At 59.4% G+C, this 26,112-nt stretch carries 22 protein-coding genes and 1 pseudogene; 13 read left to right on the top strand and 10 right to left on the bottom strand.

The genetic code is table 11. The annotated features are described in order from the left end of the window. Nucleotides 1-14: 14 nt before the first annotated feature. Nucleotides 15-1,028, bottom strand: a complete 1,014-nt coding sequence (locus RIB87_RS13170) for a zinc-dependent alcohol dehydrogenase family protein (protein WP_350147410.1) — start codon at nt 1,026-1,028, stop codon at nt 15-17. Between the two features lie 111 nt (nt 1,029-1,139). On the opposite strand from RIB87_RS13170, the gene RIB87_RS13175 reads away from it, so the two are divergent. Beyond that, nucleotides 1,140-2,534 (top strand): dicarboxylate/amino acid:cation symporter, encoded by a 1,395-nt coding sequence (locus RIB87_RS13175; protein ID WP_350147412.1) that lies wholly within the window; start codon nt 1,140-1,142, stop codon nt 2,532-2,534. A gap of 12 nt (nt 2,535-2,546) precedes the next feature. Here the strand turns inward: RIB87_RS13175 and RIB87_RS13180 are convergent, their stop codons facing one another. Both RIB87_RS13180 and RIB87_RS13185 read right to left on the bottom strand, forming a co-directional pair. After that, a complete protein-coding gene (locus RIB87_RS13180) occupies nt 2,547-3,428 on the bottom strand; it encodes a TauD/TfdA dioxygenase family protein (RefSeq protein WP_350147415.1) in 882 nt (293 codons plus the stop codon). Continuing rightward, the gene (locus RIB87_RS13185) at nt 3,421-4,611 is read right to left on the bottom strand and encodes an MFS transporter (protein WP_350147417.1); all 1,191 of its coding nucleotides are present in this window, start codon (nt 4,609-4,611) and stop codon (nt 3,421-3,423) included. Before RIB87_RS13185 ends, RIB87_RS13180 begins: the two co-directional genes overlap by 8 nt. 26 nt (nt 4,612-4,637) lie before the next feature. On the opposite strand from RIB87_RS13185, the gene RIB87_RS13190 reads away from it, so the two are divergent. Further along, nucleotides 4,638-6,200: a sulfatase gene (locus RIB87_RS13190; RefSeq protein WP_350147419.1), complete on the top strand. Its 1,563-nt coding sequence runs from the start codon at nt 4,638-4,640 to the stop codon at nt 6,198-6,200. A gap of 319 nt (nt 6,201-6,519) precedes the next feature. On the opposite strand, the gene RIB87_RS13195 is transcribed toward RIB87_RS13190, so the two are convergent. From RIB87_RS13195 to RIB87_RS13205, 3 genes are read right to left on the bottom strand one after another with little or no spacing between them, the layout of a single operon-like run. Beyond that, entirely contained in the window at nt 6,520-6,963 is a 444-nt protein-coding gene (locus tag RIB87_RS13195; RefSeq protein WP_350147421.1) for a hypothetical protein, read from the bottom strand. Beyond that, the gene (locus tag RIB87_RS13200; protein ID WP_350147423.1) at nt 6,963-8,036 is read right to left on the bottom strand and encodes a phosphotransferase family protein; all 1,074 of its coding nucleotides are present in this window, start codon (nt 8,034-8,036) and stop codon (nt 6,963-6,965) included. The genes RIB87_RS13195 and RIB87_RS13200 overlap by 1 nt, the downstream gene beginning before the upstream one ends. Beyond that, on the bottom strand, nt 8,033-9,148 hold the full coding sequence (locus tag RIB87_RS13205; RefSeq protein WP_350147425.1) for an Rv3169 family protein: 1,116 nt from the start codon (nt 9,146-9,148) through the stop codon (nt 8,033-8,035). The genes RIB87_RS13200 and RIB87_RS13205 overlap by 4 nt, the downstream gene beginning before the upstream one ends. A 100-nt stretch (nt 9,149-9,248) precedes the next feature. Here RIB87_RS13205 and RIB87_RS13210 point away from each other — a divergent pair, with 100 nt between their 5' ends. The 10 genes from RIB87_RS13210 (at nt 9,249) to RIB87_RS13255 (ending at nt 19,504) form a co-directional block, all read left to right on the top strand. Beyond that, nucleotides 9,249-9,620, top strand: a complete 372-nt coding sequence (locus RIB87_RS13210; RefSeq protein ID WP_350147427.1) for a DUF423 domain-containing protein — start codon at nt 9,249-9,251, stop codon at nt 9,618-9,620. Nucleotides 9,621-9,743: 123 nt separating this feature from the next. Next, the gene (locus RIB87_RS13215; RefSeq protein ID WP_350147430.1) at nt 9,744-11,504 is read left to right on the top strand and encodes a class I adenylate-forming enzyme family protein; all 1,761 of its coding nucleotides are present in this window, start codon (nt 9,744-9,746) and stop codon (nt 11,502-11,504) included. A 697-nt stretch (nt 11,505-12,201) separates the two neighbouring features. Next, complete coding sequence (locus tag RIB87_RS13220; protein ID WP_350147432.1) at nt 12,202-12,570, top strand: hypothetical protein; 369 nt, start codon at nt 12,202-12,204, stop codon at nt 12,568-12,570. Nucleotides 12,571-12,818: 248 nt separating this feature from the next. Next, the gene (locus tag RIB87_RS13225) at nt 12,819-14,327 is read left to right on the top strand and encodes an FAD-dependent oxidoreductase (RefSeq protein ID WP_350147434.1); all 1,509 of its coding nucleotides are present in this window, start codon (nt 12,819-12,821) and stop codon (nt 14,325-14,327) included. 26 nt (nt 14,328-14,353) lie between these two features. Continuing rightward, a complete protein-coding gene (locus RIB87_RS13230; protein ID WP_350147436.1) occupies nt 14,354-15,334 on the top strand; it encodes an alpha/beta fold hydrolase in 981 nt (326 codons plus the stop codon). Further along, nucleotides 15,331-15,735 carry a nuclear transport factor 2 family protein gene (locus RIB87_RS13235; protein ID WP_350147438.1) on the top strand — a complete coding sequence of 135 codons (405 nt, stop codon included), beginning with the start codon at nt 15,331-15,333 and terminating at the stop codon, nt 15,733-15,735. The genes RIB87_RS13230 and RIB87_RS13235 overlap by 4 nt, the downstream gene beginning before the upstream one ends. 31 nt (nt 15,736-15,766) lie before the next feature. Beyond that, entirely contained in the window at nt 15,767-16,144 is a 378-nt protein-coding gene (locus tag RIB87_RS13240; RefSeq protein WP_350147440.1) for a hypothetical protein, read from the top strand. Between the two features lie 198 nt (nt 16,145-16,342). Next, entirely contained in the window at nt 16,343-17,680 is a 1,338-nt protein-coding gene (locus RIB87_RS13245; RefSeq protein ID WP_350147442.1) for a glycosyltransferase family 4 protein, read from the top strand. Continuing rightward, nucleotides 17,652-18,374, top strand: coding sequence for a class I SAM-dependent methyltransferase (locus tag RIB87_RS13250; protein WP_350147444.1), 723 nt, complete (start codon nt 17,652-17,654; stop codon nt 18,372-18,374). The genes RIB87_RS13245 and RIB87_RS13250 overlap by 29 nt, the downstream gene beginning before the upstream one ends. After that, nucleotides 18,371-19,504 carry a glucosidase family protein gene (locus tag RIB87_RS13255; RefSeq protein ID WP_350147446.1) on the top strand — a complete coding sequence of 378 codons (1,134 nt, stop codon included), beginning with the start codon at nt 18,371-18,373 and terminating at the stop codon, nt 19,502-19,504. Before RIB87_RS13250 ends, RIB87_RS13255 begins: the two co-directional genes overlap by 4 nt. Here RIB87_RS13255 and RIB87_RS13260 read toward each other — a convergent pair. Further along, nucleotides 19,457-20,071: a class I SAM-dependent methyltransferase gene (locus RIB87_RS13260; RefSeq protein ID WP_350147448.1), complete on the bottom strand. Its 615-nt coding sequence runs from the start codon at nt 20,069-20,071 to the stop codon at nt 19,457-19,459. The genes RIB87_RS13255 and RIB87_RS13260 overlap by 48 nt on opposite strands. Before the next feature lie 78 nt (nt 20,072-20,149). Here RIB87_RS13260 and RIB87_RS13265 point away from each other — a divergent pair, with 78 nt between their 5' ends. After that, the gene (locus RIB87_RS13265) at nt 20,150-20,698 is read left to right on the top strand and encodes a protein phosphatase CheZ (RefSeq protein WP_350147450.1); all 549 of its coding nucleotides are present in this window, start codon (nt 20,150-20,152) and stop codon (nt 20,696-20,698) included. Between the two features lie 9 nt (nt 20,699-20,707). On the opposite strand, the gene RIB87_RS13270 is transcribed toward RIB87_RS13265, so the two are convergent. From RIB87_RS13270 to RIB87_RS13280, 3 genes and pseudogenes are all read right to left on the bottom strand, one after another. Next, entirely contained in the window at nt 20,708-21,688 is a 981-nt protein-coding gene (locus RIB87_RS13270) for a threonine ammonia-lyase (protein ID WP_350147452.1), read from the bottom strand. 9 nt (nt 21,689-21,697) lie between these two features. After that, nucleotides 21,698-25,446, bottom strand: a pseudogene (metH, locus tag RIB87_RS13275) (methionine synthase). Between the two features lie 90 nt (nt 25,447-25,536). Next, nucleotides 25,537-26,106, bottom strand: a complete 570-nt coding sequence (locus RIB87_RS13280) for a cob(I)yrinic acid a,c-diamide adenosyltransferase (protein ID WP_350147454.1) — start codon at nt 26,104-26,106, stop codon at nt 25,537-25,539. Nucleotides 26,107-26,112 lie beyond the last annotated feature (6 nt).

A 26,112-nucleotide genomic window follows, 5' to 3' on the forward strand; every position in this document is an offset into this window, starting at 1 on the left:
AACCACCATCCTAGCTAGCTGGCGATTTCAATCCCGATCTTGCCGAAATGTGCCCCGGCAGCCATGTGGGCCAACCCGGCCTGCAACTCTTCCAGCGGGAACGTTGTGTCGATCACCGGATGAATCTCATGCAGCGCCATCGCCTTGAGCATGTCCTCAAACTGCGCGCGACTGCCCACGGTAATGCCATGAATGCGTGCATTCTGTGAAAATACCGTTGCCACATTCATGTCCTTCACCATGCCCGACAACAGCCCGATGATAGCAATGTGACCACCCACGCGAATGGCTGCCAGCGACTGGGTAAGCGTTTCAGCACCGCCCACTTCCACCACGTGGTCCACGCCGTGCCCGCCGGTGGCAGCGCGCGCAGCCCGGCCCCAGTCAGTCGTTTTTTTGTAGTTGATGAGATGATCCGCCCCCAGCGCCTTGGCGCGCTCCAGCTTTTCATCCGACGACGATGTGGCAATGACGGATGCTCCCGCAGCCTTGGCAAACTGCAACGCAAACATCGACACCCCGCCGGTGCCCTGCACCAGCACCGTGTCACCGGCCTTGAGATTGCCCTCGACGATCAGTGCCCGCCACGCGGTCAACGCCGCGCACGGCAACATCGCGGCTTCCATGTCACTCATGTACGCGGGCACTTTCACCACGCCGTCCTGCGACAACAGCAAATATTCCTGTGCGCAACCATCAAGCGGCCCGCCCAGCGGCTGCATCAACCCTTCAAGGGTCGGCCCGCCGGACATCCATGTCTGGAAGAACAGCGGACACACCCGGTCGCCGGTCGCAACCCGCGTCACGCCCTCGCCCGCATCCACAACGTCGCCCACACCGTCCGACAGTGGCACCAGCGGCAGCGCGTGTTGCCCACCCATGCCCATGACGGTGGCCAGGTCACGATAGTTGAGACATGCCGCCTTCATCTTCACGACAATCTGCCCCGGCCCGGCCTTTGGAACGTCCCGCTTTGCCAGAGCCAGATTTTCAAGACCGAACGATCCGCGTATTTCCATCGCACGCATGGTGCCTGCTCCTGTTTTTGATTTGATGCATCTGTAAATTAGGGTCATCAGCGTTCTGCCGTGCCATGCAGAGCATGTCAAACGCAGGCAACCGCCAACAGGAACTTATAAATGCCGTCTCAACGCACCGCCCCGTCCCGTTCCCTGATCCGGCTGACAGACCAGCTTCAGACGCTCATCAGCCGCCGCCTGTGGCTGCAGGTGCTCATCGGCATGGCACTGGGCATTGGCACGGGCATACTGCTGAGTGCTGACGTGAATCTTGTATCCGTTGGCTTGTCTGAAAGGATCGGCAGTTGGCTTGCCCTGCCCGGCAATCTGTTTCTGGCGATCATCAAGTTTGTTGTGGTGCCGCTGATCGCAGCATCGGTAATCCGAGGCATAGCGGCAGGCGGCAGCGGCGAACAGTTGCAACGGCTTGGCAGCCGCGTCGTCGCCTATTTCGTGGTGACGACCGTCATCGCCGCGTTGCTTGGCTTGCTTGTCGCCACCATCATCAATCCCGGCAGTTATCTCGATGGTGCCATGCTGAAGGAAAGCGTGGCGAATACGGATCAGGTGCCTGTGCCGGTCGCCAACCCGCAACTGCCTGGCGAAAGCACCGATCCGCAGGTAGCAGACCTGCTTGTGCAACTCATTCCCTCCAACCCGTTTGCCACCATGACCGGCGGCGACATGCTGCAGATCGTCATTGCAGCCGCGATCCTTGGCATCGCCATGGTCAATCTGCCAAGCACCCAATCGCGCCCGTTCCTTGAATTGATGGGGTCCATTCAGGCCGCCTGCATGGTGATTGTAAAATGGGCCATGCAGTTTGCCCCCATCGCCGTATTCGGACTGCTGGCGCAGGTCATTGCAGAAGTCGGCATCGGTGCGCTCATCGGCACCGGGGCCTATGTGCTGACCGTGCTCGCGGGCCTTGTGCTGCTGATGCTCGTCTATCTGGCACTCGTGGTGATGATCGGCCGCAAAAGCCCCGTGTGGTTCTTGGCACAGATCCGCGAAGCCATGCTGCTGGGCTTTTCCACATCCTCCTCCGCTGCCGTCATGCCCGTGTCGCTGCGCACTGCCGAAGAGGGACTGAAAGTCCGCGCAGCCATCGCCCGTTTTGTGGTGCCGCTGGGAGCCACCATCAACATGGGCGGCACAGCGCTCTACCAGGCCGCCGCCGCGCTGTTTCTGGCGCAGGTGTTTGGCATTGATATCGGCATTGCCGCAATCACACTTATTGTCGTCACCGCAGTGGGTGCCTCCATCGGCGCACCGGGCACTCCGGGTGTCGGCATTGTCGTGCTGGCGTCCATCCTGTCAGGCATCGGCGTTCCTGAAGCCGGCATTGTGCTCATTCTGGGTGTGGACCGTATTCTGGACATGGCACGCACATCGGTAAACGTCGCGGGCGACCTTGTGGCCTGTGTGGTGATGGATCGCTGGGTCGGCCACACGCTGCCTTCGCAAGAAGCACCATCATCGCCGGTGAAGGATGAAACCACTCAAATACCGTGAGAAGGCTGTTGCCTATCGCGGCACATCACCCTTGATCTGACAACGATGCATCACGCGCCGGGCCGACGCATCAAATGCATCCCGCCTATGATTGGCACTACGGTTGTCCCAGATCAGCAGGTCGCCGGTGCGCCACTGATGCGTCCAGGCAAAGCGCGGGCTCGCGCAATGCGCCCACAGCGCATCAAGCAAAGCCTCGCTTTGCGCCACATCCATGCCTACAACCCAGCCGTTACGGCGGCGGCCCAGATACAGCGACTGCACACCGCTTTCAGGGTGGGTACGGATCATCGGGTGCCGTGCGCCGGGTGCCTGTGTCACGTCCGTCACCGGGTCAGCGCCTTTGCGCAACTGCCCGGTGCTTGTGTAGCTTGAATCATGATTGAGCGTTTTGCCCTCAATCTGCGCCCGCAGATCAGCGGGCAATGCCTCAAGCGCTGCCACCATATTGGCAAAACTCGTGTCGCCGCCGGTGGGCGGTATCTCCAGCGAGTACAGCACGCTCGCCATCGGCGGCGCATCCACATACGACATGTCGGTGTGCCATTCGGCTTCATCCGCGCCCAGCGCCCCAATGGGTTTGCCGTCTTCCAGCACGTTGGAAATGATCCAGATGTCAGGCCGCGATTTTTCCTGGCTGCCGGATGCATCATATTCACTGGCCGGAGCACGATCGAGCGGGCCGAAGCGCTGCGCAAACGCCACCAGATCATCGTCGCTCATGGTTTGGCCACGAAACAGCAGCACCTGGTGCTTGAGCCACGCCTGCCGCAATGCCGCGAATGTCGCGTCATCAAGCGCGCGCAAATCAAGCCCGACAATTTCAGCGCCGATGGCCGCCCCCGTTGGCACCACATCAAAACCGCTTTCAGCAACCGTTGCTGGATCACCCATTGATCCGCTCTCCATTCCAAATCAGATGGCCCACACAGGCCGCGCCGCAAGCAAGCACAGCAAGGGCACTCATCGCAAGATAGGCCATGCCGCCCGCCGCTTCATACAGCACACCCGCGCCAATAGTAGCACCCGCCATGACAACGCCGCCCGCCAGCGCTGAATACGTGCTTTGAGCGGTTGAGGCCAGTTGCGGCGGCACCGCGCGCACCAGAAACTGCATGATACCCAGATGTGCCATGCCGAAGGTCAGCGCGTGCAGACACTGCAACAACGGCAGCGACCAGAACGCCGGGTCAAAACCCATGATCGTCCACCGAACCACGCCCGCCGCCCCGCCAATGCCGATCAGCATGGCAGGCGAAAACCGCTTCACCAGCGGGGCCGCCTTCCACAGCAGCACCACCTCCACCATCACCGCCCACGCCCACAACGCGCCAATGACGCCATCGCTGATGCCTTGCGCCTGCCAGTGCAGCGTGCCGAAAACATAATAAACGGCATGGGTTGCCTGCGCGAAAGCCGCCGCCAGCGCAAACGCCAGAAACACCGGCGAGCGCACAAGCCTTGCGACGCTGGCAAGGTCCACGCGCCCCACGCCACCAATCACGGTGTCGCTATCACGTGTATCAGCTAGCAAAAAATAGGCCGCCACATTGAGCACGCCCGCAAAGATGATGACGCCCACCACAAGCTGCGGCCCCAGCGCCCCAAGCGCTGCACCAACACCCAGATTGGCAACGATGAAAGCCACAGACCCCCACGCCCGCGCGCGGCCATAGACCAGTTTTCCTGCCTCGCTATGGCGCATCGCCAGCGCATCCGTAATCGGCATAATCGGCGGCCCGGCGACAGTCATCACCATCATCACCGCCAGAATGGGCCAGAAGCTGCCGGTCGCCAGATAGGCAATGTTGGCCACAAGCGTGATTGCGGTCAGTACCCGCAACATGCGCACCGGCGCACCGGCTTTGTCAGCCACATAGGCAATGACCGGCATGGTGAAAACGCGCACCACGCCCGACAGCCCGAACAGCAGGCCAATTTGATAGGCCGTAAGCCCGCGCGCTTCGAGCCACACGGGAAAATACGGAAGGAACGTCCCCATGCCCAAAAAGATGGCCGCATAGGCAAACGCATAGCGGGTTTCCAGCGACAGGCTAAAGCGTTCTGCAATGGTCATGTGCCACTCCGGGCTGCTACGCTTGGATGACAAAAACGCAAATCAGGGGCGTGTGGGTGGAAACCAGAAACATCAAGAATGTGATCGTGCTGCTGTTCGATAGCCTGAACCGGCACATGCTGGGCAGCTACGGCGGCACCGAGTTCACCACCCCCAACTTTGATGCGTTCGCCGCGCGCTCGTTGCGCTTCAACCGCCATTTCACCGGCTCCCTGCCCTGTATGCCCGCGCGACACGACATTCTGGTTGGCGCAATGGATTTTCTCTGGCGCCCGTGGGGCTCCATCGAACTGTGGGAAGACGCCATCACCTACGCCATGCGGCGCAGGGGCGTCACTACCATGCTGGTTGCCGACCACCCGCATCTGTTTGAAACGGGGGGCGAGAACTATCACACCGATTTCAAGGCGTGGGATTATTTGCGCGGCCACGAAAGCGACCCGTGGAAAACCAGGCCCGACCCAAGCTGGCAGGGAACGCCACACTTCTATCCGCGCGACATGCCCTACGACAACTCACGCGGATATTTTTCCGGCGAAGAAGATTTCCCCGGCCCCCGCACCATGCAGGCCACATCGGCCTGGCTGCGCGACCATGCCCCCCACCACGACAGTTTCTTTTTGTTCGTCGATGAGTTCGACCCGCATGAGCCGTTTGATACGCCCGACCGCTGGTCCAGAATGTATGACGAGGACTGGGAAGGTGACGCGCTGATCTGGCCACCCTATGCAGTGGGCGCCGTTGAAAAAGGCATGATAACCGCCCGCGAAGGCAGGCAGATCCGCGCGCAATACGGTGCCAAGCTCTCAATGATTGACCACTGGTTTGGTCAGGTGATGACAACGCTGGAAGAGACAGGCCGCCTCGACGATACGCTCGTCATTCTGACCACTGACCACGGCCATTACCTTGGCGAAGGCGACATCTGGGGCAAGCCCGGCACGCCAGTGCAAAAAGCGCTGGGACACATCCCGCTGATGATCGCAGGCCCCGGCATCACCCCCGGCGAGCACGACGCGCTGACAACCAGCGTCGATATCTTTGCGACGCTGGCTGATGTGTATGATCTGGAGGTGCGCCAGCGCACCCATGGCCGCTCGCTGATGCCGCTGCTGACAGGTCGCGAAACATCCGTGCGCGACTATGTGCTGACCGGCGTGTGGGGCCGCGAGGTGCAGGTCACCGATGGCACGCATCTGTTTGCCCGTGCACCCGCAGATGAAAACGCACCGCTGGCGATGTATTCCAACCGCTGGTCAACCATGCCGATTCACGTCAACGGCCCCGACGGCACGGAGATTATGACGCGGGACATTTTCCCGATGCCCGATGACCGCGCAACGCTGGCCAAAATGCCCGGTTCAACCGTGCCCGTCATCCGCCAGCCGTTCCAGCCCGGCGACATGCTGCCCTACTGGGCCGGCCGCAAGTTCACCGGCGACCACCTGTATGAGTTGTCAGCTCCTCCCGGCGAGGAGCCGGACCGCGCCGACAGCAGCGACGCCAAGACATACCGCGACCTGTTGCGCCATGCGCTCGACGATGTGGAAGCACCACGCGAGCAGTATCAGCGGCTGGGGCTGGCATAACACGGGCCCCAGTCACAACAGGTACGCGCCTCATGGATCCTCCGGTCAAGCCGGAGGATGGTCGGTTTTCTATTTTTAACGCCATCCTCTGGCTTGACCGGGGAATGGTCGGTTCTCCATTTTTTAATGCCATCCTCCGGCTTGACCGGAGGATCCATACTGAGGTGGCATCACAAAACCCGGTCGCGCTCACCCCCCCCCTAACGACGGCATGCCGCGACTTGATAGCGGCATCCAGAGCATCTAACCACAGTGTTCGCGTGCGGCTATGGGCCCTGCGATCAAGTCACGGGGTGACAAACGCGGTAGGGGAAAAACCTCAAAGCGCTGGTAGCGCAATCGCCCGCATTTTCGCGCTCTCATTCAGCGCCTTCAAAATCGCGTGCTCAACATCACGTGCCCATGCCTCAGACATCTCTTCCACATACGCGTGCAGCTCAATCAGCAATTCACGCAGCGCATCATTGCTGGCATTCAAGGCGCTGATCGTCAGCACCTCGTCCACACCCTGCCCGGCGGCACTCACGCGGTTTTGCACGTCACCCGACAGATGCCCGGTCGCGTCGCGAAAAATCGTGCGGAACATATCGTTCTCTTTCGCCCGCACTTCCGCCCCGCGTTCATATTCAATCGCGGCGCAATACATCAGCAGGCCCAGCACCGACGCACTGCCGGTTGAATACGTGGCGTTGAGATTAGGCGCGATATCAAACAGCATCGAGCCGAACCCGCCCATCAACAGGTCATTCGCTTCAGGCCGCATCAGACTGCCTCCTCAAACTCACGCAGCAACCGCGCCGCAACAATTTCGTTGTGCCGCGCCGTGCAGAACAAACCTGAAAAAGCCAGTACCGGATCTTTGTTGTCGCCGGTGGCATATTCGTGGCTGGACGAAATCCAGATACCCAATCCCTTGACGTTGGAAAACAGTTCCCACCACGCCAGTGCCTTTGGGTCAGCCTTGAGGCCGGACGTTTTTTCCCACAGCGCAATACCCTCCGCACGCGGAATAAGCGACGCCGGCGTATCAGCCCCGGACGCTGCCCACAAAGGATCAAGCGCCCAGGCAAGGTCTTCAAGCGGGTCGCCCAGATGGCACATTTCCCAATCCAGGATGGCGGTAATGTCGCCCGCATCATCACTCATGAAATTGCCGATGCGATAATCCCCGTGCACCACGCCGAGCTTTTGCGCAGGCGGCGGCGGCGAACGGCGCAGCTTGCGAATGGCCGCGCGCGCAATCGGGTGCGGCTCAAGCTGGTCCGCGTCAATCACGCCTTCCCAGTAATCAAGCTCCTTTTTCCAGCACGCATCCAGCGCTGGAACCTCCATGGTTTTCGCCAGACCGTTGGCCTTGGGGTCCGCTGCTGAAATAGTGCCCAGATGCCGCCAGAACTGTTCCCCCAGTCTTGGTGCCAGGTCGCCATATGGATTTTCCGCGAAAGGCGATGCCGCCGCACCCGTCGGGATTTCCGACATCACGAAGAACGGCCGCTCAAGCCACTTTTCGTCCATCTCCAAAAACAGCGCTTCGGGCACCGGCACACTTGTGTTCTGAAACGCGCGGTAGGCGTTGAACTCAACGTCGCGGTCCGTATCGATGAGGCTGCCCGTCGGGTCGCGGCGCAATATCAGCCCGCGATGCTCGCCGGGCTTTGTCGGGTCCATTCGCAGGTGCACTTTGACACGAAATGTTTCGCGCGACGCCCCGCCGTGAATACGCTCCATGGCTTCCACATCGGCCGTGGTCACATCCGGCATATGCGCTTCAAGGTAATCAGCAAACTTCCCAGCGAGGTCTGCAAGGGCGGGTTCCAGCGGTTGCGCTTCGCTCATTTGGCACCGTCCAGCATGTCTGCAAAGCCTGACGGGTCATGCGCACCGATAATAAGCTGCTCAAACACACCCTGCCCTTTGTGCACCATGCCGTCAGGCGTGGTGAGGGTGGCAGATGAAAATGCCTGAATGTGCAGATGCTCGAACGACAGCGCCGGTGCGTCCGCCAGCACAATCTCGTCATAGCCCACCTCAAGTTCGCCTTTGTAAGCCCCGTGTGGCCAGGTGGAGCCGACATAGCCCAACCCCTGCATGTAAAACGTGTACTGCGGGTCCAGCGTAATGGTCGTATTGCCATCCTCACCGTTGAGCGTGATCGTTGCCCCTGCTGCATGGCGCGTACCGGGCTTGAACGCGACATCCGACGAACACCGCGGATACTCGGTTGGTTCACCCCCGACGGGACACACAACACCATTGGTGTTCCACGCATGGCCCTTGCGGTCTGAGTTCAGGTGATAGAGCGAAATGTGGTCATCAAAATTGAGCGGACACCACAGCCAGTAAAACTGAGGCTCCGGCGGCGGCGCAACAGGCTGACTGTCAGCAGCGCCCACAGGCCTGATGCCCCATGAGCGGTCGCGCGTGCCGCGATAGCGCGGGCGCGTTACGTCAAAACGTTTGCCCTGAACCTCAATCCACCCTTCCCACTCGCCGTTTTGCGTCAGCCGCGTGTAGTCCATCACCGTGCGCGGACCGGACCGATAAATGAAACGCGGCTCTTCCAGAGCCTGCGTGCGGCCCGTGAACGTCAGCTCCGCTGTAATGCCATGCGCATTGTCTTCGACAACAACCCGCAACACCTGCAACGGCTCAACAATCTCAACGCGGATCGGCCCGACCTGCGTATCCAGCCGCTCCATGTGCATGACCTTGGAAGCATGCAGGTTCTTCTGCACCCCATCCACAATCACACTGAACGACGCATCCATGATGTTGTGACCGGGATAGACCCCGAACGCACATGCAAAGTGCCCATCGCCATTTACCTCCGCAGCATCCTGCGGATAGCCGTTGAAGAAATAGCGGTCATAAAAATTGCGGTCGGTCGTTGCATACGCAACCGGCACCGGCGCCTGATGGATCGGATAATCATCGGCCTTCGTAAGCATGGCCACTCCCTGTAGTCTTGTGTTTGTATTTGACGCGAATGAGAACCGCCCGCGCCCGGCGGGTCAAGCGAATGCGCAGACTCAACAAAGGATACGCCCCATGAAACTCTGGCTTACGCTTGCCGCCCTGAACGGATTCATCGCCGTTGCCGCAGGGGCCTTCGGGGCTCACGGGTTGCAGGGCCGCGTCGGTGAGCGCGCATTGGCGGCTTTTGAAACCGGCGCGCAATATCACATGTATCACGCGCTCGCGCTCATAGCCGTTGCCTGGCTTGCAAGCCTCAGCACGCACAGCGGAATCACACTCGCCGGATGGGCCTTCTTCATCGGCATCATCCTGTTTTCAGGGTCGCTGTACTTCTACGGGCTTACAGAAAGCCGCGCGCTGGTGCTGGTAACACCTCTGGGCGGCCTGGCATTTCTCATCGGCTGGGCAGCCCTTGTGTGGGCCGCAGTTACGCTGGCCCGATAGGGTCTTGCACTGCGGCATGACTCCCATCAATCCATCCTGTATGGTCCCGCGCAAAATCAGCCACACCGCACCAAAGCGGACAAAAAGTGCTGAAAACCAGTGTATTTTCAGGGAGATCCCGGCATGAGTGAAGCCGCCGCAACGCCTGCACCACAGATTCCATCGAAGCCCGTTATGAGCGTCGCCGATGCGCACGCCCTGATGACCTCGCCCGGCACCCCCTTTGAAATGGGTGAAGCCACCATTCGCGGGCGCAAGATGCGCGTCTGGAATGCCGCCAAGCCCAGCCTGCGCGAACTGTTTGCCATGGCAAAGGAGCACGGCGACAACGAGTTCGTGGTGTTTGAGGATGACCGCCTCACATATCGTGAGTTTCACAAGGCCGCGTCCGCCCTCGCCCACACCCTCAAGAACGACTATGGCGTTCAAAAAGGCGACCGCGTGGCAATTGCCATGCGCAACTTCCCTGAATGGCCCATCGCGTTTTTCGCAGGGGCCACTATCGGCGCCATCATGGTACCGCTCAACTCGTGGTGGACCGCTGAGGAACTGGAATATGGCCTGGAAGATTCAGGCACGTCGCTGGTGTTCGCTGACCATGAGCGCGCACTGGCCATTGCCCCGTTCGCAAAGCGCCTTGGCATCAAGTCCGTCATAGCCGCGCGCGCGCCCGCAAACCTGCCGGGCGGCGACACAAAGATCGAACATTTTGCAGACGTCCTGTGCCCGCACGCGGACTATGCATCCCTTCCCGACCAGGAACCGCCGGTGGTGGAACTTGAGCCCGAAGACGATGCCACTATTATGTATACGTCCGGTACTACGGGTCGCCCAAAGGGCGCGCTTGGCACACAACGCAACATATGCGGCAACGTCGTGGGTCTTGGTATTGCGCCTGTGCGCCAGTTGCTGCGCTACAACCAGCCACTGCCCGACATCGCCAACATGCCCAAAAAGTGCATGTTGATTTCGGTGCCTTTGTTTCACGCGACCGGCCTGCACGCCATCCTGTGCGGCACGCTGAACGCGGGTAACAAGCTGGTGATGATGTTCAAGTGGGATCCGACACGGGCGCTTGAACTGATCCAGCGCGAAAAGATCAACTCGTTCGGCGGCGTGCCAGCCATGGTGTGGCAGGTCGTTGAACACCCGGAGTTCAATCAGTACGACACATCAAGCATTGAATCGATTGGCTATGGCGGCGCGCCGGCGGCCCCGGAGCTGGTGGAGAAAATCAAGAAGCTGTTTCCCACATCATCTGCCGCCAATGGCTACGGCCTGACGGAAACATCCGCTGCGTCTAGCCAGAACGCTGGCCTTGAATACATGGCCAAGCCTGAAAGCTGCGGCCCCGCCATTCCCGTATGCGACGTGAAGGTGGTGGACGAACAAGGCAACACATTGCCAACCGGCGAGGTTGGCGAGTTGTGGATTTATGGTCCCAACGTTGTGAAGGAATACTGGAACAAGCCCGAAGCCACCGCTGAAACCTTCATTGACGGCTGGCTGCGCTCAGGCGACCTGGCACGCATTGATGACGAAGGTTTCATCTACATTCTGGACCGTGCCAAGGACATGCTCATTCGTGGCGGCGAAAATGTGTATTGCGTGGAAGTGGAAGACACACTCTACAGCCATGCCGATGTCATGGACGCCGCCGTCATCGGCATTCCGCACAAGGTGCTGGGCGAAGAAGTGGGTGCGGTTGTTCAGGTGATACCTGGCTCCAGCGTCACCGAGGCCGAGCTGCAGGCGTTTGCGCGTCAGCACATTGCAGCGTTCAAGGTGCCGATCAAGATCGAACTGCGCACCGAGCCACTGCCACGCAATGCCAACGGCAAAATCCTCAAGCGACAGTTGCGTGAAGAATGGGGCATCGCATAACCCGCCCAACCTGATCTGTGACTTGAACTGCGACCTGAACAACAGGCGCGAAACGAACAACAAACTAAAACCCAAACGGCGCTGCAAAAATCTGCAGCGCCGTTTTTTCATGCCGTCAAAACGAATCAATGCACACGAAAATGCAAAAAACACCCGCACCCCACAAAAATGTTTGCATGATTTTTTTCACATCCCGCGCTAGTGATGCATTGACGCAACACACCTTTGCCCCCTCCAAATACCGTAACGTCACGCGTGGGTTAGCACTGTTGTGCTTACGCCACGCGCCCGTGCATCTCTCGACGGACACCCCGCCGATAACTCAAAAAACCCAGTGTTTCCGTAGGGTTTGATGATTTAATCTGCACACGGACATTTAGCTCCGCGACATTAGTTTGCTTGACAAAACCAACGCAAAGTCTCGCGCGGTGTCATGCGCAGTAAAACATCGCGCGCAGCATCAAACCACAAACACAGCCGCAACAATGCTTGTAAGGCCTTGCGAACTGCCGAATAGGCATAACACTCTGTTAACCACAAGAACGTAACCGTCCTTGTGCGTTAGAGCTCACGCCGACTTGCGTCTTTCGTTTGGAAGTTGTCGGCCATTTGCCGGACTGATGGTCGGACCTACCGGCACGACGCCACCACTTGGAACACCACCCGGTGTGACACGACATAGATTGGGAGAGGACTAATGGCTGCTGCAAAGAAGAAAGCTGCTACCAAGAAGAAAACCGCCGCTAAGAAGAAAGCGGCACCGAAGCGGAAAGTTGCTGCCAAGCGCAAAGCTGCGCCGAAGCGCAAAGTAGCCGCCAAGAAAAAAGCAACCGCCAAAAAGCGGCCTGCTGCAAAGAAAAAGGCAACCGCCAAGAAGAAGGCTGTTGCCAAGAAGAAAGCCGCTCCTAAGCGCAAGGCTGCTGCCAAGAAGAAGGCAACCGCTAAGAAGCGGCCCGCCGCCAAGAAGAAGGCTGTTGCCAAGAAGAAAGCTGCTCCTAAGCGCAAGGCTGCTGCCAAGAAGAAAGCTGCTCCTAAGCGCAAGACAACTGCAAAGAAGCGCGGCTGAAAGGATCTCTTGGCGCCCCTAAGCGCCAAGTCCAGATAGGCTGACGAAGCACTGGACAAGCCGGCGTGGTCCTTTGGGACCGCGCCGGTTTTTCCTTTTGTGGCCCTGTCCCTGTTCCGGCCTCTGCTTGTGGCCTCTGCTTGTGGGCCCTGCGCGCAGCCCTTCACATGCGCCGGTTCTGCTTGGTCTCAGCTGGCAGCAGCGTTACATTTCACGCGAACATCATTGCCCGTCAGGACAGTATCCGCGTGACACCCTCCCCCACTCCCCAAACCATCCTCATTCTGGGTGCAGGCATTTCAGGCCTCGCCGCAGCACTGGCGTTTGCCCGCGACGGTCACCACGTCACAATCCTTGACCGCGACGCCGCGCCGCCCGCAGCCACACCAGATGAAGCCTTTGAGCACTGGGTCCGTAAGGGCGTAGGCCACGTGCGCCACAGCCACGCGTTCCTGGCAGTGCTCTATCAGATGCTCCGTGACCACTACCCGGCCCTGTTGCAGCAACTGCTGGATGCTGGCTGCCGCGAACTCACCTTCGCCGATGGCCTGCCCGCCACCCTGCGCAATGCGTATGTGCCCGACCCCGCCGACAACGACCTCACCATCCTGACGTCACGCCGCACAACGCTTGAGTTCATCATTCGCAACTACACGGCCGCCCAGCCCAACGTGACCATCGAAACACAAACCCGCATTCGCGGGCTGACCGTGGATACCACGACTACGCCACCAACTGTCACCGGTGTGATGTCTGAAACAGACACACAGCCTCTCGCACCCCGCAGCGCCGACATTGTGATTGATGCCATGGGCCGCACCTCGCAAACCCCCAAATGGCTGGCTGCAAACGGCATCCACACCGACGAGGACAAAGCCCCTTGCGGCATTCTCTATTTTACCCGCCACTACCGCCTGAAGCCCGGCTGCACAGAGCCTGATCGCGGCACGGTTCCCGGCGCGGGTGACCTTGGCTACATAAAATACGGTGTATTTCCCGCCGACAACGGCTGCTTTTCCATAACGCTTGCGGTACCTGAAATAGAAACCGGCCTGCGTATGGCACTGGTCAACCCGGATACGTTCGACAAAGCATGTCTCGCCCTGCCCGGCATTGCCGACTGGGTGTCGCCTGACCGCGCCGTGCCAGCCAGCAAGGTCTTGGGCATGGGCCAACTTGAAAGCCGCTGGCGTAACTTTACCGACGACACGGACGGCACACGCCACGCAAAAGTGCTCGGCTTCTTCGCCGTTGGTGACGCTGCAATCCGCACCAACCCGCTCTATGGCCGCGGCTGTTCGTGCGCCTTCGTGGAAGCCCACGCGCTTGCCGCAACCGTGCGCACAACCAACGATGCAACCGCCCGCCCCGGCCTCTACGCAACAGCGCTGGAAGCCGACATCCGCCCCTACTACGACAACATGGTGAAGCAGGACCTGGCCTCCATGCGGCGCGCAGAACGTGGCGTGCGCGAAACATCAAAGCGTAGCTTCAAAAGCCGCATGATGGAGAGTTTTGCCGAAGACGCAGTCACCCCCGCCGTGCGCGGCAGCCTGCCGTTGCTGCGTGAAGCAATGAAGGGTTTTCATATGCTTGAGCCGCCCATGGACTGGCTCCAACGCCCCGCCAACATCATGCGTGTACTGCTGATGTGGGTGCGGCCAAAGTTCACCAAGGCGCATCTGTATCCACCCAAAATGGGGCCGGACCGCGCCGGTATGCACACGCTTTTGAGCGCTACGCCCGCGCAGGCCTGACACTGACCATAACAAGGTAACCCCCCATGTCGTTTCCCGACCCAACACTGGTAGAAGCCAACGGCCTGAAACTGGCCGTGTATGAGCAGGGCAGTGGAATGCCCGTCGTCATGTGTCATGGCTTCCCCGAACTGGCATACTCGTGGCGTCACCAGATGCCCGCGATTGCTGGCGCAGGCTTCCGCGCCATCGCCGCCGACCAGCGCGGCTATGGCCGCACGGTGGATGCCAGTACTGGCAAAATCCCGGCCGAAATCGAAGCCTACGACATGGAACACTTGACTGGCGACATGGTCGCCATGCTCGACAGTCTTGGCATCGACAAGGCGATTTTCTGTGGCCACGACTGGGGCGGTTTTGTTGTGTGGCAAATGCCCCTGCACCACCCGTCCCGCGTGGCCGGCGTGATCGGTGTCAACACCCCGTTCATGCCGCGCAGCCCGATTGACCCCATCGAGGCCATGCGCTTGACCATGGGCGAAGACATGTACATCGTCTATTTCCAGAAACCCGGCGCGGCCGACAGGCTTTTTGGTGACGACATCGCCAAGTCACTCAGATTCTGGTACCGCAAGAGCGCCGTCACACTGGAAGATTTTGACAATGCCGCGCCGGACGCTGCAAAAAATCTCGCCCTCGCCAAACTGTTTGAGATACCTGAAAGCGAGTGGGGCGGCGGCGCACTGCTGACACCCGAAGAAGCCGCATATTATGAAGAAGCCTTCACACGCACAGGCTTCACAGGCGGCCTCAACTGGTACCGCAATTTCACCCGCAACTGGGAGCGCTCGACAGATCTGCCCCAGCGGGTGGATGTGCCCTGCCTGATGATCTCAGCCGCCAACGACGTGGTGCTGCGCCCTGAACTGGCCGACGGCATGGAAGAGTTTTGCCCTGACCTTGAAAAGCACGTGATTGCCGATTGTGGTCACTGGACCCAGGCAGAAAAACCAGACGAGTTGAATGCCCTCATCATCGACTGGCTCACCCGCCGGTTCAGTGAATGAGCGATCGTGCCTCCCTGCTGTTTGCCAACGATGCGTTTTATCGCGCGTTCGCGGACCGTGACATTCAGGCAATGGCGCAGCTTTGGGCGCACGACGACACAATATTGTGTTTGCACCCTGGCTGGGCACCCCTGCGCGGCTTTGAAGAAGTCATGTCGTCATTTCAGGGCATCTTTGAAGGCCCCGCCCCGCCGGCCATCCAGCCGGAAGCCGCCGACGCGGCCCTGCATGGCGACATCGGAATTGTGATTTGCTATGAACACATCGGGCAGGATTACCTGATTGCCACAAACATCTTCCGCCATGACGGCACGTCCTGGCGGCTGATTCACCATCAGGCCGGCCCGGCCAATGAGCCACCTGCCGGGCAGGACGATAAAAAGCCGGACGCCATAAATTAAACCGGCGCCACACAACAGGAGAGCGACACCCATGGACATGATGCAGGACATCGCCCGCGAAGGGCCACTTTTACAGTCCTGGGTTTACTGGATGATCGCCCTCAACACGGCGGCTATCCTGTTTGTCATTCATCGCGTTGAGGCCCGCTGGGTGCTGGCGGCATGGATCGCCAATCTGTTTTTGATGGGTTTCCTTTATGAAACCTACGGCTATACCCGCATTCTGGGCCTGTCGCACATCGTGCTGTGGACGCCGTTGCTGGTCTATCTGTGGCGCCGCCGCAGCCACTTTGACAGCGCAAGCTGGGGTGGGCGGTATCTGTGGCTGGTGTCTGTCACAATCCTTGTGTCGCTGGTGTTTGATTACGTTGATCTGGTGCGCTATTTCCTCGGCGATCAAGCCGCGTAAACACCCCTCCTGACTATTTTGTAAGCTCCCTTGGCGTGTGCGCTGCACACCGTTATGATCCCGCCACAACATGCTTGGGCCCGTAGCGGATTCATGTTCGCTCTCACGGTGCCATTTTTCAGGCATGTTTTCTTTTTTGTGGGGTTTCCCGCCAATTATTACACCGGCACGCACTGTGTCGGCGAGGAGTAAGGCTACATGAGCCAGGCGCTGACGCGCGCTGACATGCCGGATTTTGAGCCCCGCGAGCCTGTTGACAGTCGCGCGCGCCCCGGCATCGACCGCCCCCTTCGTATGCTGATGCCCAGCTACCGTTCCAACCCCACCACCGGGGGTCAGGGCGTCTATATGCGCCTTATCACCAAGGCGCTGGCTGACCGCGGTCACGAGATTGACGTGGTATCGGGCCAGCCCTACCCGGTGCTGGACCCGCGCTGCCGATTGGTAAAGCTGCCGTCGCTGGACCTGTATGCCGACCCCCACCCCATCAAGGCCATCGCGTCAGACAAGATTCGCGACTGGCTGGATGTGAAGGAATGGTGGTGGCACAACTCAGGCGGCTTCCCGGAGCCCTATACATTCGGCGAGCGCATGGCCACATGGGCTGAGGGTCGCGTCAACGACTACGACATTGTGCACGACAACCAGACCCTTTGCTGGGGCCTCCTCAAAATGCGTGACATGGGAATGCCGGTGCTGGGCACCATCCACCATCCCATCACCCGCGATCGTCGCATCGACATCAAACACGCGCCCAATCCATTTTACGCCTTCCTGAAATGGCGCTGGTACTCATTCCTCAGTATGCAGATCAAAGTCGCACGCCAGCTTGAAGACCTGATCGTGGTGTCAAAGTCCACCCTGCGGGATGTATCAGAGGACTTCGGCCTCGACCCCAAACGCCTGCAGCTTTGCTATCACGGCATAGACACAGAGCAATGGCGGCCGATGCCGGAAATCGAGCGGAAGTCCAATCGCCTGATCGCCTGCGCCAGCGCAGACGTGCCCCTCAAGGGCCTGATCTACCTTATTCGCGCCTACGACCAGTTGCTGCCGCAGTATCCGGACCTCGAACTCGTGGTCATCGGCTCTCTGCGCGAAGGCAACACGTCAAAAGAACTTGAGCGCCGGGGTATCAAGCACAAAGTGAAATTCGTATCCGGCGGGCTCACCGACGAAGACATTGCGCGCATGTATGCGGAAGCCACAATCGCCATTTCACCCTCCGTGTACGAAGGTTTTGGCTTTCCGTGTGGCGAGGCCATGGCCTGCGGCGCGCCGGTCATCGCCACTGATGGCGGGTCGCTGCCGGAAGTGGCCGGCGATGCTGCCGTGGTGGTGCCGAACTCCAACCCGGAAGCCCTGGCAAAAGCCATTTCCACCCTGCTGGACAACAAGGCCCTGCGCGACAAGGTGGGCGCCGACGGACGCGCGCGCATCCTCAACGAGTTTCAATGGAGCCGCACGGCGGAAAACCTGGAAAAGATTTATCTGGAGACTATCGGTCGTGCGAACGGTCAACTTCGAGAGGCTTGATCTGCGCGACGGTGATCGTGTGCTGGACCTTGGCTGCGGCGAGGGCCGCCACATGCACGCCGTTTATTTCGCGCGCGACACCATTCAGGCCGTTGGCGTGGATCTGCTGTTCGACGATGTTCAAAAGGCCCGCAAGGGCTTTTTGGATTTTCCCGACCTTGATCCCTCAAGCGCCCGCAGCTTTGGGTTTTCCGTCGGCAACGCACTGAAACTTCCGTTTGCGGACAATACCTTCGACAAGATCATCTGCTCGGAAGTGCTGGAACACATCCCTGATTATCTGGGTGCCGTTCAGGAAATAAACCGCGTGCTCAAGCCCGGCGGCACGTTTGGCGTATCCGTGCCCCGCTATTGGCCAGAACGCATTTGCTGGGCGCTATCCGAAGATTATCACAACACCCCCGGTGGTCATGTCCGCATTTTTCGTGAAAGCCAGTTGCGCGGTGCGGTTGAAGCACAGGGCCTGTCATTCCTCAAGCGCCACTGGGCTCACGGCCTGCATTCGCCTTACTGGTGGCTCAGATGCGCTGTCGGCGTGCACGACGACAAAAACGTTTTTGTCCGCACCTACCACCGCTTTTTGGCGTGGGACATTGTCAAGCGTCCATGGCTGACACGCCTGCTTGAAAAGATCGCAGACCCGCTGATGGGCAAGAGTGTCGTGATGTACTTCCGCAAGGGAACCACAGCGTGACAACGCCACGGCTCACAAAGGGTACTCCCATTCCAGACGGCCTGTTTGACGGTGCGGTTGCCCGCATCCTCGAACTGCAACGGCCTGACGGCTCTATTCCCTGGTACGACGGCGGCGTGTTTGACCCGTGGAACCACATCGAAGCTGCCATGGCACTTGATGTAATGGGACACCGCGACGAAGCCGTGCGCGCCTACCAGCACCTTGCTGATACGCAGTTGGATGAAGGCTCGTGGTGGATGGAGATGGGCTCCGCCGTGCCACTGGATGAAGACGAGCAGCGCTATACAGGCGAGCAGCAGGAGGAAAAAAAATACGAGCGCGACACCAACTCTGCCGCCTACTTCGCCACCGGTATCTGGCACCACTATGTGCTGACCGATGACATGGATTTTTTGCGCCACTTCTGGCCAACCATCAAAGCCGCCTTCGACTTTGTCACCAGTCACCAGTCTGAACATGGCGACATCCGCTGGGCCTCCCGCAATACCGATGCGCCCGACGACGCCCTCATCACCGCGTCGTCTTCCATTCACAAAAGCCTTGAGCACGCAGCCCACATAGCCGCAGCACTAGGTGAGGAAAACCTGGCACGCACCTGGATCGCATCGCGAGACGCCTTGGGCGACGCCCTGCGCAACAAGCCGCACCGCTTCGACCGCACCTGGGAACCCAAGAGTCATTTTTCCATGGACTGGTACTACCCCGTGCTTGGCGGCGCACTGACGGGAGCTGCGGCGCGCGCCAAGCTCGCCTCGCGGTGGGATGAGTTCGTGCAGGAAGGCATGGGGTGCCGCTGCGTGGTGCACGAACCTTGGGTGACGGTTGCTGAGTCAGCCGAGTTGTGCCTCGCGCTGTTAGGTGCCGGCGAGCGAGAGCGGGCAGAACAAATGCTGGCCTGGCAGCACAACCACCGCGACGAGGACGGCGCATACTGGATGGGTATCCAGACCGATGTCGGCAAGCCATGGCCCGCCGAGCGTCCGGCGTGGACTGCGGGGGCCGTCATTCTGGCCGCAGACGCTGTAACGCAAACAACCAAAGCTGCAAACGTCCTCATCGAGCACACGCTTCCTGATGTATCAGACGTCGAGGCGCCGCAGCAGCGCCAGCGTGTCCACAAGCGCTAGCCCGCGAAACAGCCCCGACGCGAGCGCAAGTTCATAAACCTCGTAAGGCGGCCGCCCGCCCGTTTCAGGGTCCGGATGCACATCATGAATTGCCAGAATGCCACCCGGTGCGACCTTCGGTGCATAAGCGCGATAGTCCACCAGCGCGGCTTCAAGTGTGTGCCCGCCATCAATGAACACCATCCCCAACGGCTGAGCCCATACGCGCGCAAACACCCGCGCTGACGCCGCCACCGGAATGACAACATCCTCCAGCCCCGCGTCCCGCATCGTCTTGCGAAAATGCGGAAGCGTATCTATCCCGCCATGGCCATCCGCCAGATCCGGGTCATGGAACATCGCGCCAGGCTGGTTCTCCTCAGAACCGCGGTGATGGTCCACCGCCAGCACCTGACCACCCCCGGCACGCGCGCCTAGCCCCAGATAAACCGTTGATTTTCCGCAGTAACTGCCAATTTCAAGCGCAGGTCCAAGCGCCGCTGTATCCCGCGCCGCATCATGCAGGGCACGGCCTTCTTCGGGTGCCAGAAAGCCTTTTACAGCCTCAATATTGATCGGCAGGTCCATTGCTTTGTTCTCAACTATTCAGAAACTAAAATAGCCAATGATACACGCCATAAGTGTATCAACGACCGGGGCAAGCATATGCCAGACACACGCCCGATGCCGCAGCAAAGCAACGCGGCAGAAGCCGAATTGCAGAAGATTCGTGGCCAGCTTGAAGCCATGAACTCTAGCATCGCCGCGACCCGCGCGGAAATCGCGGCTCTGCGTGACCCGCATTCAACGGGTGCCCGCGTAGATGAAGCCACCGGCGAACTGGATGCCATTGTGGAGGCGACCGAAAACGCCACGTCCGCCATTCTGGAAGCCGCCGAACACATGGATACGGTGGCCGCCGACGTTGCAGCACTGGATAACGGCAGCCCAAAAGCCATGGCGCAAAGCGAAAAGATCGGCGAACTGACTGCCGAGATTTTTACCGCGTGCTCGTTTCAGGACATCACCGGTCAGCGCATAAGCAAGGTTGTGGCCGTGCTCAAGGAACTCGAACAACGCACGGCTGACCTGCTGGACAGCAGCGTAATCCAGAGCACCAAAAAGAACAGCGACCCCGATGCGCATCTGCTTAACGGCCCTGCCGCCGCCGGTGAAGGCGTGGATCAGGAAGCAGTGGACGCCATGTTTGCGTAAGGCTGCCGGCTAGATTTTTTCCTCAAGCACATCAGCAAACAGCGCTGAATCCACATTGCCGCCGCTCAAAATCGCAACCGTGGTTTTGCCTGCGCTATCAAGCGCCCCGTTCAGCAATGCCGCAAGGGCGATTGCCCCACCGGGTTCCACCACAAGCTTAAGCCTGTGAAAGGCAAACCGCATGGCCTTCGCGACATCTGCATCGCTCACTGTAAAGCCCTGCGTCACCAGCCTTGAATTGATCTCAAAGGTAAGCTCGCCGGGCATTGGCGCCAGCAATGCATCACATATGGTGTGCCCAAGGCCGTCCAGCCGGACGCGCTCGCCAGACTCAAGGGAGCGACGGGTGTCGTCATAGCCGTCGGGTTCCGCGACAAATATATCGGCCTGCGGCAGTGACTGCTTGATGGCCGTTGCAATGCCCGCCGTAAGCCCGCCACCGCCACACGGTATGATGATTTGCTCCGGTGTTTCACCCACGGTGCGAAGCTGCGCCAGCACTTCAAGTCCGACGGTGCCCTGCCCCGAAATCACATCCGCATGGTCATAAGGTGGCACAGACATGCGTCCGGTTTCATCAGCGATGGTCCGGGCAATCGCCTGCCGGTCCTGCGTCGCGCGGTCATAGCCCACAATCTGCGCGCCCAAAGCAAGTGTCGCATCGCGCTTTGTCGCAGGCGCATCATGCGGCATCACAATGGTTGCAGGTACACCAAAATGCTGCGCCGCAGCCGCAACCCCCTGCGCATGATTGCCGCTCGACCACGCCACGACACCGCGCGCACGCACATCGTCCGTTAAGCGCGACAAACACGTATGGGCCCCGCGAAACTTGAACGCGCCGATCCGCTGAAGGTTCTCAGCCTTGAGAAATATCCGTCCGCCAGTCAGTGCATCCAACGCCGGGCTGTGGAGAAGCGGCGTTTCAACCGCATGGCCTTCCAGGCGGTGCGCCGCATCCTCAATAAGAGAAGGGGGTACAGCGCTCACGCGTCTTTCTCAGCCGGTAAAGTCGTAGGACAGGTTGGGCTGCAACCAGCGCTCGATCTGCCGAAGCTCCATACCCTTGCGTTTGGCATAGTCTTCCACCTGATCCTTGTGGATGCGGCCAACACCAAAATACTCCGCCTGCGGATGAGAAAAGTAATAGCCTGACACGGCGGCTGCCGGGAACATGGCAAAACTCTCCGTCAGCTCCAGACCTGTATTTTTTTCAGCCTCAAGCATATCGAACAGCGTGCGCTTCTCGGTGTGGTCAGGGCACGCGGGATAACCCGGTGCCGGGCGGATGCCGCGATAGGCTTCCGAAACCAGTGCTTCGTTGCTCAGCTCTTCGTCCGGGTCATAGCCCCAGAACTCCTTGCGCACACGCTCATGCATCCGCTCCGCGAAGGCTTCCGCAAGTCGGTCGCCGAGAGCCTTCACCATGATGGATGAATAGTCATCCTGATCTGCCTCAAAGGCTTTCGCCCGCTGCTCCACTTCGTCACCCGTAGTCACCGCAAAGCCACCGAGATAATCTGCCAGCCCCGTGTCCTTGGGTGCAATGAAATCAGCCAGCGCGTAGTTGGGCCGGTCCGCCCCCTTACCCTTGCGCTCCATCTGCTGGCGCAGCGTATGCACAACGGCTTTGGGGCCATCGCGCCCCTCGGCGTCATAAAGCTCAATGTCGTCGCCCACCGCATTGGCAGGCCAGAAGCCGATAACGCCACGCGGCTTGAACCACTTTTCACCGACAATCTGCTGCAGCATCGCCTGCGCATCCGCAAACAGACTCGTCGCGGCTTCGCCCACTACCTTGTCGTCGAGGATCTGCGGATACGCGCCCGCCAGATCCCAGGTGCGGAAGAACGGCGTCCAGTCGATGCGGCTCACAAGCTCGCCCAGATCATAATCATCAAAAGTCCTGAGCCCCAGGAACGATGGCTTGGGTGGCTCATAGCCCTCCCACGCAATCGGAACCTTGTTGGCACGCGCCTTGGCAATCGGCAATTTCACCGCTGTGTCACGCTTGGCTGCATGTGTTTCAGCCATCTGCCTGTAGTCCGCAGCAATCTCGGCGGTATAGGCATCACGCGCTGTGTCTGACAGCAGGTTGGATGCAACACCTACAGCCCGGCTGGCGTCAGTCACATAAATCACCGGGTTGTCATAGTTGGGCGCAATCTTGACGGCGGTGTGCACCTTTGAGGTTGTTGCCCCGCCAATAAGCAGCGGAATTGTAAAACCCTGGCGCTTCATTTCAGCGGCGACGTAACACATCTCGTCCAGCGAGGGCGTGATGAGCCCGGAAAGTCCGATAATGTCCACCTTCTCCTTGATGGCTTCTTCCAGAATCTTTTCAGCAGGTACCATCACACCCAGATCAACCACATCGTAGTTGTTGCACTGAAGAACAACGCCAACGATGTTTTTGCCGATGTCATGCACATCACCCTTCACCGTTGCCATCAGGATTTTGCCCTTGGCCTGCGCCGCCTCTTCCACTGTCTTTTCCGCTTCGATAAACGGAATGAGATGGGCAACGGCTTTTTTCATAACGCGCGCAGACTTCACAACCTGCGGCAGAAACATCTTGCCGGCACCGAAAAGATCGCCCACCACATTCATGCCGTCCATCAACGGCCCTTCAATGACATGCAGCGGCCGCTCGGCCTCAAGCCGTGCTTCTTCCGTGTCCTCGACCACATAATCAGCTATGCCGTTCACCAGCGCATGGCTCAGGCGTGCCGCAACAGGCTGCTCGCGCCAGCTCAGATCCTTGACCTTTGCCGTTGCGCCTCCACCTTTGTATTTGTCAGCAATCTCAAGCAGCCGGTCAGTTGCATCCTCGCGGCGATTGAGGATCACATCCTCCACATGCTCGCGCAGTTCTTCGGGGATTTCGTCATACACCGTCAGTGATGCCGGGTTGACGATGCCCATGTCCATGCCCGCCGGAATGGCGTGATACAAAAACACCGCGTGCATGGCTTCACGCACCGCATTGTTACCGCGAAACGAAAACGACACGTTCGAAAGCCCGCCCGACACATGGCAGTAGGGCAACTCCGCCCGAATGCGCTTCGTCGCCTCAAAAAACTCAACCGCATAGTTGTTGTGTTCTTCAATGCCGGTCGCGACCGCAAAGATATTGGGGTCAAAAATGATGTCTTCCGGCGGGAAGCCAACTTCATTGACCAGCACATCATAAGAGCGCTTGCAGATTTCAAACTTGCGGTCGGCAACGTCCGCCTGACCATCCTCATCAAACGCCATCACCACGGCGGCAGCGCCGTAGCGGCGGATCTTTTTGGCGTGCTCAATGAAAGCCTCAGGCCCTTCCTTGAGCGAGATCGAATTGACGATCGCCTTGCCCTGCGTGCATTTGAGACCAGCCTCGATGATGTCCCATTTGGACGAGTCAATCATCACCGGAACCCGTGCAATGTCGGGCTCAGACGCCACCAGATTCAAAAACCGCACCATCGCGGCCTTGGAGTCCAGCATGGCCTCGTCCATGTTGATGTCGATGACCTGCGCCCCGCCCTCAACCTGGTCACGCGCCACATCAAGCGCTGCATCAAAATCGCCGTCGATAATCAGCTTCTTGAACTTGATTGATCCGGTAACGTTGGTGCGCTCGCCAATATTAATGAACGCGCCGCCTGACGCCTGCGTATTGTCAGTCATTCAGCAGCATCCAGTGCAATGGCAGGTGCCGTGAAGGGTTCAAGACCCGACAGGCGAATGCGTTTTTCAATGGTCGGAATCGTACGCGGCGCTTTGCCATCAACTGCTTGCGCTATCGCACGAATATGATCCGGCGTTGTGCCACAGCATCCGCCTACGATGTTGAACAGGCCATCGTCCGCCCACCGACCAAGCGCCTCGGCCATCTGTTCGGGTGTCTCATCATATTCGCCAAACTCGTTGGGCAGGCCCGCATTGGGATATACGCTGACAGGCACATCGGCAACGCGCGACAGTTCAGCCACATAGGGCCGCATCAAATCAGCCCCCAGAGCGCAGTTGAGCCCAATCGACATCGGCCGGGAATGACGCACTGAATACCAGAACGCTTCCGACGTCTGGCCGGACAATGTACGGCCCGACCTGTCCGTAATCGTGCCTGAAATCATCACGGGCAGTTTGAAACCAAGCTCTTCAAACACTTCGTCGATTGCAAACAGCGCCGCCTTGGCGTTGAGCGTGTCAAAGATGGTTTCCACCAGAAGCACATCCGTACCGCCGTCGATCAACCCCTTGGTCGCTTCCTTGTAGGCAACCCGCAGCTCGTCATACGTCACATTGCGCGCGCCGGGGTCATTCACATCCGGTGACAGTGAGGCCGTGCGGTTGGTTGGCCCAAGCGCCCCCGCCACAAAGCACGGACGCTCCGGCGTTGCCAGCGCATCACACGCTTCGCGCGCCAGCGCGGCGGCAGCCACATTCATTTCATACGCCAGATCCTCCATCCCGTAATCCGCCTGCGCGATGGTGGTGGAAGAAAATGTGTTGGTCTCGGCGAAATCAGCCCCGGCTTCAAGATAGGCGGTGTGAATGTCGCGAATGGCGTCGGGCTGGGTCAGCACCAGCAGGTCGTTGTTGCCCTGCAGCGGCTTGGCCCAATCGGCAAAACGCGTACCGCGATAATCCTCTTCAGAGAACTTGTGCCGCTGAATCATGGTGCCCATAGCCCCGTCGAGCACCAAAATACGCTTGGTCAGCGCGTCATGGAGGGCGGTCAGGCGATCATCGCGAGTCATGAAACCAGGGTCCTTCAGGCCAAAAATGCCGGAAAACTGCGAGTTGGCAGCTTCACCGACATAACGACATAAAGGTTTCTTTATATGATTTCAACCCGCCTGTCGGCTGCCGCCAGGCACCCATAAGACATCTGCCTTACCGCCGTCATTGGCGGCGCGCCCCATCACAAACAACAGATCACTCAGCCGGTTGAGATAGGTGCCGATCAGCGCGTTGATCGCTGTTGCATCCGCCAGCGCCCACACATCCCGCTCGGCCCGCCGGGCAATGGTGCGCGCAACATGCAAATGCGCCGATGAAGGCGTGCCGCCGGGCAACACGAAAGAACTCAAGGGCTCCAACGTTTGGTTCACCTGCTCAATATCCGCTTCCAGCAGATCAATCATTTTCTGTGTCACCCGCAAGGAAGTGTCCGCCTTGGCAGTTTCAGGAATGGTGATGTCGGCACCCAGATCGAACAGGTCGTTTTGAATACGGGTCAGAACATTTTTTTCCTCACCGGCCAGATGGAGCAATGCAACACCAACACTGGCATTGAGTTCGTCCACACTGCCCTGAGCGACAATGCGCGGGTCAAACTTTGCAACGCGGGTGCCGTCCGCCAGGCTGGTTTGGCCGCCGTCGCCGCCCTTGGTTGTGATTGAGGTAAGCCTGACCATGAGTCT

The organism is Pyruvatibacter sp. (genome assembly GCF_040219635.1).
In the GTDB taxonomy this organism is placed as follows: domain Bacteria; phylum Pseudomonadota; class Alphaproteobacteria; order CGMCC-115125; family CGMCC-115125; genus Pyruvatibacter.